This is a genomic window from Oscillibacter sp. PC13 (assembly GCF_900115635.1).
Lineage (GTDB): Bacteria > Bacillota > Clostridia > Oscillospirales > Oscillospiraceae > Oscillibacter.
In genome coordinates this window covers 154038-163030 of the sequence record NZ_FOXE01000002.1, presented here as the reverse complement: position 1 = coordinate 163030, position 8993 = coordinate 154038, and the positions used below count along the sequence as shown (strand labels likewise).

The 8993-nt window shown below is 56.8% G+C and carries 12 protein-coding genes; 10 read left to right on the top strand and 2 right to left on the bottom strand.

The window, feature by feature from the left end:
- Positions 1–59: 59 nt before the first annotated feature.
- Together BMZ81_RS01785 and BMZ81_RS01780 are read right to left on the bottom strand one after the other, a co-directional pair.
- Entirely contained in the window at positions 60–1064 is a 1005-nt protein-coding gene (locus BMZ81_RS01785; protein ID WP_091127939.1) for a hypothetical protein, read from the bottom strand.
- 129 nt (positions 1065–1193) lie between these two features.
- Positions 1194–1664: a GNAT family N-acetyltransferase gene (locus BMZ81_RS01780; protein ID WP_177187154.1), complete on the bottom strand. Its 471-nt coding sequence runs from the start codon at positions 1662–1664 to the stop codon at positions 1194–1196.
- 460 nt (positions 1665–2124) lie between these two features.
- On the opposite strand from BMZ81_RS01780, the gene proS reads away from it, so the two are divergent.
- From proS to rplP, 10 genes are all read left to right on the top strand, one after another.
- Positions 2125–3564 (top strand): proline--tRNA ligase, encoded by a 1440-nt coding sequence (gene proS, locus BMZ81_RS01775; RefSeq protein WP_091127935.1) that lies wholly within the window; start codon positions 2125–2127, stop codon positions 3562–3564.
- 440 nt (positions 3565–4004) lie between these two features.
- The gene (gene rpsJ / locus BMZ81_RS01770; protein WP_091127932.1) at positions 4005–4319 is read left to right on the top strand and encodes a 30S ribosomal protein S10; all 315 of its coding nucleotides are present in this window, start codon (positions 4005–4007) and stop codon (positions 4317–4319) included.
- Between the two features lie 185 nt (positions 4320–4504).
- Complete coding sequence (gene rplC, locus BMZ81_RS01765) at positions 4505–5224, top strand: 50S ribosomal protein L3 (protein ID WP_091127930.1); 720 nt, start codon at positions 4505–4507, stop codon at positions 5222–5224.
- Positions 5225–5242: 18 nt separating this feature from the next.
- Positions 5243–5866: a 50S ribosomal protein L4 gene (rplD, locus tag BMZ81_RS01760; RefSeq protein ID WP_091127929.1), complete on the top strand. Its 624-nt coding sequence runs from the start codon at positions 5243–5245 to the stop codon at positions 5864–5866.
- The gene (gene rplW / locus BMZ81_RS01755; RefSeq protein ID WP_091127927.1) at positions 5866–6162 is read left to right on the top strand and encodes a 50S ribosomal protein L23; all 297 of its coding nucleotides are present in this window, start codon (positions 5866–5868) and stop codon (positions 6160–6162) included. Before rplD ends, rplW begins: the two co-directional genes overlap by 1 nt.
- Positions 6163–6185: 23 nt before the next feature.
- Complete coding sequence (rplB, locus tag BMZ81_RS01750) at positions 6186–7019, top strand: 50S ribosomal protein L2 (protein WP_091127926.1); 834 nt, start codon at positions 6186–6188, stop codon at positions 7017–7019.
- Positions 7020–7034: 15 nt separating this feature from the next.
- A complete protein-coding gene (rpsS, locus tag BMZ81_RS01745) occupies positions 7035–7298 on the top strand; it encodes a 30S ribosomal protein S19 (RefSeq protein ID WP_091127924.1) in 264 nt (87 codons plus the stop codon).
- 19 nt (positions 7299–7317) lie between these two features.
- The gene (rplV, locus tag BMZ81_RS01740; protein ID WP_091127923.1) at positions 7318–7662 is read left to right on the top strand and encodes a 50S ribosomal protein L22; all 345 of its coding nucleotides are present in this window, start codon (positions 7318–7320) and stop codon (positions 7660–7662) included.
- Positions 7663–7680: 18 nt separating this feature from the next.
- Positions 7681–8571, top strand: coding sequence for a 30S ribosomal protein S3 (rpsC, locus tag BMZ81_RS01735; protein ID WP_091127921.1), 891 nt, complete (start codon positions 7681–7683; stop codon positions 8569–8571).
- Positions 8571–8993 carry a 50S ribosomal protein L16 gene (gene rplP, locus BMZ81_RS01730; RefSeq protein ID WP_091127920.1) on the top strand — a complete coding sequence of 141 codons (423 nt, stop codon included), beginning with the start codon at positions 8571–8573 and terminating at the stop codon, positions 8991–8993. Before rpsC ends, rplP begins: the two co-directional genes overlap by 1 nt.

Sequence of the window (8993 nt, the reverse complement as noted above, 5' to 3'; positions counted from 1 at the left end):
GCGCTCCTCTCTTTTGCTGTTCCGGTAAAACAATATAAGGAATGGCAGACAGCACCGGGTCACCAGCTGCCTGCCCGCAGCTTCAGGCGGAAGTAGGGCCCGGTGTCTGCAGGGCCTTGATATCCCTCTTCCACAGTGTAGAACAGGGGATCGTCCGTTGCCATCAGCACCAGCGTCACCACCGCATCATTTCCCACTTGGGCAATGGCGGCAGACTCCACCAGGGGACAGCTGCCGGCCAGGGAGCCGGAGGGGAAGTCCTCCGGGTACAGGGAGTTATTTTCCTGCAGCCATTCCGCAGTGTAGCCTGCCTCTGCCATGGCTGGATCCAGCTCACCGCTGTCCAGGAAGGTGTCGCGGCAGGTGACGGTCAGAGTGCGGCTGAGCGCATCATAGGCGATGTCTGTCCCCGGCGGCGCACAGAAGGCAGAGGAGAAATCGCTGCCATCCGCCAGAGGCGCGAAGGACAGAGCAAAGCCGCTGCATTCCACTTGGGCGAAGGATACTGCCTCCCTGCGGCCAAACATGCCGAAGGAGTGCGGCTCCGTCACCGCCGCCCAATATGGCTCCGTATAGGCAGTGGGCGGCCAAGCGTAGGGATCGTAGTCCGTTCCTGTCTGTCCGGTCCCGTCATAGAGACCCGACAGGTCCGCATAGACCCAGTGAGGAAAGCTCCGGTAGCCGTTGATGGTGCTGACTCCGTCCGTCAGCGCCTGAATGGAGGCGGTGTCCAGGATCTCCACCTGCACCACGCCTTCGTAGTCAAAGGCCAAGGGGCGGCGGATGCCGGTGGCGCCATATACCCAGTCGAAGCGGGTGGGATAGCCGTTGTCCCCCAGACAGACCAGGAAATCCCCCTCATAGGGCGTGACCGACTGAACGGCGCGGTAGCTATTTGTGTCTGCTGCGTACAGAGCACGGACCTCTTCTTCTGAGGTAACGGCGGCCTGCACTGCTGCACCATTACTTTTTTGCGCGGCACCCAGACTGGATGCTGCCTCCGGCGGCGCACTGCAGCTGGTGAGAAGCAGCAGGGATGCCAGCAGGGCGGTAACGCACTTCATAAGGCTCCCTCCTTTTTCTCGAACATAGCAGAAAGCCGGGGCTGTGTCGTTACAAAATAGAAACAGTTGATTGCTGCGCAGCTGCGGGTAGCATGAAAAAAACAGAAAATCCCCATGCCTTCCGTAAAGCTATGCCCGCAGGCGATCCAGATAATCGTCCATCGTAATGCTGTAACGGAACAGGGGCTCTTCGTGGTACTCACAACTGAAGCCGCAGGACTGCACGGAGCGGATGGATCGGCCGTTGCCTGCATAGATCTTTGCAACAACCTTTTTGGCCCGCCATTCAAAGAAGGCAGTGGATAAGGCCGCACGGATGGCATTCTTGCCATATCCGTTTCCCCAGAGGCCCTCTTCCCCAATAACGAACACAATTTCGTAGGTGCCCTGGGATGCCATGGATTTCATCTTCACAAATCCGATGGCGCTGCCTTGGGGGTCACAGACAATAAAAAAGCGGCCCCAGCGGTTGAACTGAAAAGTCAACATGGGTGCCGGAACCGTCACAAGAAGCCGTTGAAGTTCTCGTACGACATCGGGATCCTCGTGAAGATACCGGACAATCCGGGGATTGCTCATCCATTTGATCAGGTGTTCCACATCCTGAGGATATATTTCCGCACGTAAAAAAATAGAAGCGGCTTTCTTCATATCGCTTACCTCACAGTAAAAATACTTAAAAGCCCTTCTATGCTTGTCGCATCGACGGTTCTTTTATATTTAATTGTTTTCAGTGTACCAAAGAAAAACAGATGTGTCAAGGGAGCGTGGAAACCGCTCCTTTTATCCGAAGTTCAGGACTTGACGATGAGATTCTGCAAAGGTTCTAAATTACGGGGGTGCATTCTGATATTCGGTGATTGCTCCCGCTTATCATCGCAAGGGATCTTTTTCAAGGAGGCCAAATTGCCGGAAATTTTAAGCGTGCACAAATAGATCAAAAAGGTCTGCCGGGATGGATGGTTGACATTTTTCATGGGAGTGGATACAATAAGAATTCAGTGACGACAGCATGCGCGATACATGATAGATTGAATTTGATGCAAAGGAATGGAGAATCATGGCACAGGATAAAAGACAAGTAGACGCCATTACCGCCCGGGATGTTGATTTTGCCCAGTGGTACACGGACGTGTGCAAAAAGGCGGAGCTCATTGATTACACCTCTGTAAAGGGTATGTTTATTTACCGGCCCTATGGCTATGCCATTTGGGAAAATATTCAGAAGGAGCTGGACCGGCAATTTAAGGAGACGGGCCACGAAAACGTGTATCTGCCTGTGCTGATTCCCGAGTCTCTGCTTCAGAAAGAAAAAGATCATGTAGAGGGGTTTGCGCCGGAGTGTGCCTGGGTTACCATGGGCGGCAGCGAAAAACTGGATGATCGCCTGTGTGTGCGTCCCACATCCGAGACCCTGTTCTGCGAGCATTACGCCAATATCATTCACTCTTGGCGTGATTTGCCCAAGCTGTACAACCAGTGGTGCAGCGTTCTGCGGTGGGAGAAGACCTCCCGTCCCTTCCTGCGCCACCGGGAGTTTTTGTGGCAGGAGGGCCACACCATGCACGCCACTGCCGAAGATGCCCGGGAAGAAACGATGCGGATGCTGAACATCTATGCGGATTTCATGGAAAATGTCCTGGCTATGCCGGTTATCAAGGGCCGCAAGACGGAGAAAGAGAAGTTCAAGGGCGCTGAGGAGACCTATACCGTGGAGTGCATGATGCATGACCACAAGGCGCTCCAGGCAGGCACCAGCCACTATTTCGGCGATGGCTTTGCCAAGGCGTTTGATATCACGTTTACCGGAAAAGACAACCAGCTGCACCATCCCCATCAGACCAGCTGGGGCGTGTCCACCCGGATGATCGGCGGAATCATCATGACCCACGGAGATGACAACGGTCTGGTGCTGCCGCCCCGTATTGCCCCTGTCCAGGCGGTGGTGATTCCTGTGGCATCCCACAAGCCCGGTGTTTTGGATGCTGCCGCAGCGCTGCGGGATCGCCTGGCAGCGGCAGGCATCCGCGCCAAAATGGACGACTCTGACAATTCTCCTGGCTGGAAGTTTGCGGAGTATGAGATGAAGGGTGTGCCCCTGCGGGTGGAGATTGGACCCAAGGACATGGAAAAGGAACAGTGCGTCATTGCCCGCCGGGATACCGGCGAGAAGATATCTGTGCCGCTGGCCGAACTGGAGGCCAGGGCTGCCGGGCTGCTGGATGCAGTCCATGAAAACATGTATGCGATGGCGCTGAAGAACCGTGAGGACAATACCTTTGACATTAAGACGCCCGCGGAAGCCAAGGCCATTGCCGAGGGCAAGGGCGGTTTCCTGCGATCCAAGTGGTGTGGAGATCTTGCGTGCGAGATGGCCATGAAGGAGCAGGCCGGCGTCAGCTCCCGCTGCATGCCGCTGGTGCAAAGCGGCAAAGAGGGCACATGCCCCGTGTGCGGAAAGACATGTACGACAGACATTTATTGGGGCGTGGCATATTGAGAAAAGAGGAGGGCGTTTGCCCTCCTCTTTTGGACGGGAATGACCATAAAATTGGAAATTTTGGCAGGGATTTCCTTCTGTCAAAAAAATCTTCAAAAATTCATGAAAAACAGAGAAAATCCTCTTGACATCCAAGGAATTTTCTTTTATGATAGATAAGTCCGCGAAAGCAGGAAGTTGTCCTGTTGCGCGAATCTGCGATGAACCGGGAGATTGCTCGAAAGAGGTAACTTCCGGGGAGTATGTCCGATAATCGGGCGGCTGAGAAGGAATCTGTACGTTGCGTAGATCGCTGCGCCATGTCTGGATACCGGCCGTTTTTGCGCCGGTATTTTTCATGAGCTGGAATGATACGCACGGTTAAGCGTATAGAAAATTCTCTCGCCGTAGGTCGTCGAGACTGCGTGTAAAACAACCTACGAAATCAGGAGGAAACAACCATGGCAGCACAGAAAGAAATGATTCGCATCCGTCTGAAGGCCTATGACCACCAGGTCATCGACCAGAGCGCAGAGAAGATTGTCGAGACCGCCAAGCGCACCGGCGCCGAGGTTTCCGGCCCCATCCCTCTGCCCACCAAGAAGGAAATCGTCACCATCCTGCGGGCTGTCCATAAGTATAAGGACAGCCGGGAACAGTTTGAGCGCCGCACCCACAAGCGCCTCATCGACATCACCAAGTCCACCCCCAAGACGGTGGAGGCCCTGATGGCCCTGGAGCTGCCCGCCGGCGTGGAAATTGAGATCAAGCTGTAAGGCGGTTCCTGGTATTCCATTGTTCTCAAACCGCTGCCCGATGAATGCGGGCACGATTTGGTAAGAAGTTTGCTGTCCCATGTCCGCCAACTTGCGGGGCGGACGGGTCATGTCGGCAGAGCAATGCAGCGGAAACCCTTTCGCGTGTATCTAAGCCGACCAATAACCTTTAAGGAGGAACATACATGAAAGCAATCATCGGCAAAAAAGTGGGCATGTCTCAGATTTTTGACGAGAACGGCCATGTGATTCCCGTCACCGTCATCGAGGCGGGTCCCTGCGTCGTCACCCAGAAGAAGACTTCCGAAAAGGAAGGCTACGAGGCTGTCCAGCTCGGCTTTGAGGATGTTGCCGAGCGCAAGCTCACCAAACCCGAGATGGGCCACCTGAACAAGGCCGGCGTGTCTCCCAAGAAGCATCTGCATGAATTCAACCTGGAGAACGCCGCCGAGCTGAACATCGGCGATGTTGTCAAGGCTGACACCTTCGCAGTCGGCGATTTCGTCGACGTCACCGGTACCAGCAAGGGCCACGGCTTCCAGGGCGTTGTAAAGCGCCACGGCGCGGCTATCAAGAGAATGACCCACGGCGGCGGCCCTGTCCACCGTCATCAGGGCGCTCTGGCTGCAGGCACCTATCCCGGCCGTATCTTCAAGGGCCGCGATGGCGCCGGCCACATGGGCGTTGATCAGGTCACTGTCCAGAACCTGAGCGTTGTGAAGGTTGACCCCGAGCTGAACATGCTGGTGGTCTGCGGCGCGGTGCCCGGCCCCAAGGGCGGCCTGGTCACCATTAAGAGCACGGTCAAGGTCCACAAGATCAAGCAGGCCGGCGCTGACATCAGCAAGAACCCGCAGAAGGCTTCCGGCCGCAACCCGCAGAAGGCTTCCGCCAGAAACAAGTAAGAAAGGGGTGCTTAAGTAATGTCTTCTATGAACGTGTTGAACATGGCCGGCGAGACCGTCGGCACTGTGGAGCTGAACGACGCAATCTTCGGCATCGAGCCCAACCAGACCGTCGTCCACGAGGTTGTCAAAAACCACCTCGCCAACTGCAGACAGGGCACCCAGAGCGCCCTGACCCGCGCCGAGGTTTCCGGCGGCGGCAAGAAGCCCTGGAGACAGAAGGGCACCGGACACGCCCGCCAGGGCAGCACCCGGTCTCCCCAGTGGACCCACGGCGGCATCGTGTTTGCCCCCAAGCCCCGGGATTACAGCTATGTGCTGAACAAGAAGGTCAAGCGCTTGGCGCTGAAGTCTGTCTTGTCCGCCAAGGCTGCCGAGGGCAAGCTGATTGTGATCGACTCCATCCACATGGACGCCATCAAGACCGCTGCCTTCCGCAAATTCCTGGACGCTGTCAAGTGCGACGGCAAGGCCGTCGTTGTCACCCCCGCTATTGACGAAATTGTCGTCAAGAGCGCGCGGAACATCCCCGGCGTGCTGACCACTCCCGCCAACAACCTGAACGTATATGATATCATCAACGCTCAGTATCTGGTGGCAGATAAGGACGCCCTCGCAAAAATCGAGGAGGTGTACGCATAATGGCTACCGCATACGACATTATCATCCGCCCCATCATCACCGAACGCGCCATGTCCGGCGCAGCCGACAAGAAGTATGTCTTCGAGGTTGCGAAGGATGCTGGCAAGATCGAAATCAAAAAGGCGGTTGAGGAGATCTTCGGTGTGAAGGTCGCGTCTGTCAACACCTTGACCATGCGCGGCAAGGAAAAGCGCATGGGCACCGGCCGTCTCGGCATGACCAGGGCCTGGAAAAAGGCCTATGTTCAGCTGACTGCTGATTCCAAGACCATCGAGTTCTTCGAAGGCATGGTCTGATAACGGAAGGAGAGTAAAGCGATATGTCTATCAAAACTTTTAAGCCGACGACTCCCTCCAGACGTCAGATGACAGTCTCCGGTTTCGACGGCATTGACAAAAAGGCTAAGCCAGAACCCAGCCTGACCACTTCCCTGAAGAAGTCTGCTGGCCGCAACAGCTATGGCCGCATCACCGTCCGCCACCGCGGCGGCGGCAGCAAGCGCAAGTACCGCATCATCGATTTCAAGCGCGATAAGGTCGGATCTGCCACTGTCATCCGCTTGGAATATGATCCCAACCGCAGCGCCAACATCGCCCTCATTCAGTATGAGGACGGCGAGAAGCGCTACATCCTGGCACCTGTTGGCCTGAAGGCCGGCCACAAGATTATGACCGGTCCCGACGCTGACATCCTGCCCGGCAATGCACTGCCCATCGCCAACATCCCTGTTGGTACGGTGATTCACAATGTGGAGCTGCATCCCGGCAACGGCGCCCAGCTGGTGCGCTCCGCCGGTACTGCTGCCCAGCTGATGGCGAAAGAGGGTAACGATGCCCAGATCCGTATGCCTTCCGGCGAGGTGCGTATCGTGCGCACCAACTGCATGGCCACCATCGGTCAGGTTGGTAATATCGAGCATGAGAACATCAACATCGGCAAGGCCGGCCGGAAGCGCCACATGGGTTGGCGTCCCACCGTCCGCGGCAGCGTTATGAACCCCAACGATCACCCCCACGGCGGCGGCGAGGGCCGCGCGCCCGTCGGCCGTCCCGGCCCTGTGACTCCTTGGGGTAAGCCCGCCATGGGCTACAAGACCCGCAAGGGCAAGAATCCCACCAGCAAATTCATCGTGAAGCGTCGCAACGAGAAGTAAGGGAGGCAAGACAATATGAGCAGATCCATTAAAAAAGGCCCGTATGTTGCCCCGGAGCTTCTGAAGCGGGTCGAGGAAATGAACGCTAAAAATGAAAAGAAGGTTTTGAAGACCTGGAGCCGCAGCTCCACCATCTTCCCCGCCTTCGTCGGTCACACCATCGCTGTCCACGATGGCCGGAAGCATGTGCCTGTCTATGTCCAGGAGGATATGGTCGGCCACAAGCTGGGTGAGTTCGCTCCCACCCGTACCTTCCGCGGCCATCGGAAAGATTCTTAATTGAAGGAGGATGCAGAACATGGAAAAGAAAGAAGCAAAAGCGTATCTGCGCTATGTCCGCATCGCTCCCCGCAAGATTCAGATCGTTTGTGATCTGATCCGCGGCAAGGACGCCGGCACTGCCATGGCGATCCTGATGCAGACCCCTAAGGCCGCTTCTGAGCCTCTGATGAAGCTCTTGAAGAGCGCCTGCGCCAATGCCGAAAATAATTTTGGCATGGATCCCGCCAATCTGGTGGTGTCCGAGGTGTTCGCCACTCCCGGCCCCATCCTGAAGCGGATGATGCCCCGGGCTCAGGGCCGCGCCTACCGCATCAATAAGAGAACTTCTCACGTCACCCTGGCTGTGACGGAAAAGGCATAAGAGGGAGGAGAACAGTTTATGGGACAGAAAGTAAATCCCCACGGTCTTCGCGTGGGCGTCATCAAAGACTGGGATTCCCGTTGGTATGCCAGTGATGAGAAAGTCGGCGATTTGATCGTCGAGGATCAAAAGATCCGTAAATACCTGAAGAAGGCCCTGTACGGCGCTGGTGTTCCCAAGATTGAGATCGAGCGGAGCAGTGAAGTCGTCACCATCTATCTGCACTGCGCCCGTCCCGGTGTGGTCATCGGCAAGGGCGGCGAGCAGATTGAACAGTACCGTCTGGCCGTTGAAAAGCTCATCGGCAAGAAGGTGAAGCTGAACATTGTCGAGGTCCGCAACCCCGATATGAATGCCCAGCTGGTTGCTGAGAACATTGCCCAGCAGCTGGAGAAGCGTATCAGCCATCGCCGTGCCATGAAAAATTCCATGGCACGTGCCATGCGCGCTGGTGCCAAGGGCATTAAAGTCTGCTGCTCCGGCCGTCTCGGCGGACGTGAAATCGCCGGCGTGGAGCATTATCACGAGGGCACCATTCCTCTGCAGACCATCCGTGCCGACATTGAGTATGGCTTTGCTGAGGCTGCCACTACTTTTGGACGCATCGGTGTGAAGGTGTGGATCTATAAGGGCGAGGTTCTCTCTCAGACCCTGCGCACCACTCCCCGCACCATGGACACCTCCAAGCCCTATCAGGAGCGCCGTGAGCGCCGTCCCCGCCGGGATGGCGACCGCCGTCAGGGCGGCTTCGGCGGTGACCGTCGTCAGGGTGGCTTCAACCGTGACCGCCAGGGCGGTTTCAACCGCGGCGGTCAGGGCCGTCCCCAGGGTGGTTTCCGCCCCAATACCAACACCCGCCCGGCTGCCCCCGCAGCCCCTACGGCACCTAAGGAAGGAGGAGCCCAGTAATGCTTTTGCCGAAGAGAGTCAAATATCGCCGCGTTCACCGTGGCCGTATGACCGGTAAGGCCACCCGGGGCAACACGCTTGCCTACGGTGAGTTTGGCCTGGTCGCCACTGAGCCCGCCTGGATCACCAGCAATCAGATCGAGGCTGCCCGTATTGCCATGACCCGTTACACCAAGCGTGGTGGTCAGGTCTGGATCAAGATTTTCCCCGACAAGCCCGTGACCAAGAAGCCCGCTGAAACCCGCATGGGTTCCGGTAAGGGTTCCCCCGAGTTCTGGGTTGCTGTCGTAAAGCCCGGCCGTGTCATGTTTGAGATCGCCGGTGTACCCGAAGATGTTGCCCGCGAGGCGCTGCGTCTGGCCAGCCACAAGCTGCCCATTAAGACGAAGATCGTCGCCCGCACCGAGGAAGCAGGTGAGTAA

What these genes read in the sequence shown, in the direction of transcription:
- rplW (WP_091127927.1), top strand. Translation starts at nt 5,866, where the DNA reads ATGGCTACCGCATACGACATTATCATCCGCCCCATCATCACCGAACGC.
- rpsJ (WP_091127932.1), top strand. Translation starts at nt 4,005, where the DNA reads ATGGCAGCACAGAAAGAAATGATTCGCATCCGTCTGAAGGCCTATGAC.
- rplP (WP_091127920.1), top strand. Translation starts at nt 8,571, where the DNA reads ATGCTTTTGCCGAAGAGAGTCAAATATCGCCGCGTTCACCGTGGCCGT.
- rpsC (WP_091127921.1), top strand. Translation starts at nt 7,681, where the DNA reads ATGGGACAGAAAGTAAATCCCCACGGTCTTCGCGTGGGCGTCATCAAA.
- rplC (WP_091127930.1), top strand. Translation starts at nt 4,505, where the DNA reads ATGAAAGCAATCATCGGCAAAAAAGTGGGCATGTCTCAGATTTTTGAC.
- rplV (WP_091127923.1), top strand. Translation starts at nt 7,318, where the DNA reads ATGGAAAAGAAAGAAGCAAAAGCGTATCTGCGCTATGTCCGCATCGCT.
- rpsS (WP_091127924.1), top strand. Translation starts at nt 7,035, where the DNA reads ATGAGCAGATCCATTAAAAAAGGCCCGTATGTTGCCCCGGAGCTTCTG.
- rplB (WP_091127926.1), top strand. Translation starts at nt 6,186, where the DNA reads ATGTCTATCAAAACTTTTAAGCCGACGACTCCCTCCAGACGTCAGATG.
- proS (WP_091127935.1), top strand. Translation starts at nt 2,125, where the DNA reads ATGGCACAGGATAAAAGACAAGTAGACGCCATTACCGCCCGGGATGTT.
- BMZ81_RS01785 (WP_091127939.1), bottom strand. Translation starts at nt 1,064, where the DNA reads ATGAAGTGCGTTACCGCCCTGCTGGCATCCCTGCTGCTTCTCACCAGC.
- rplD (WP_091127929.1), top strand. Translation starts at nt 5,243, where the DNA reads ATGTCTTCTATGAACGTGTTGAACATGGCCGGCGAGACCGTCGGCACT.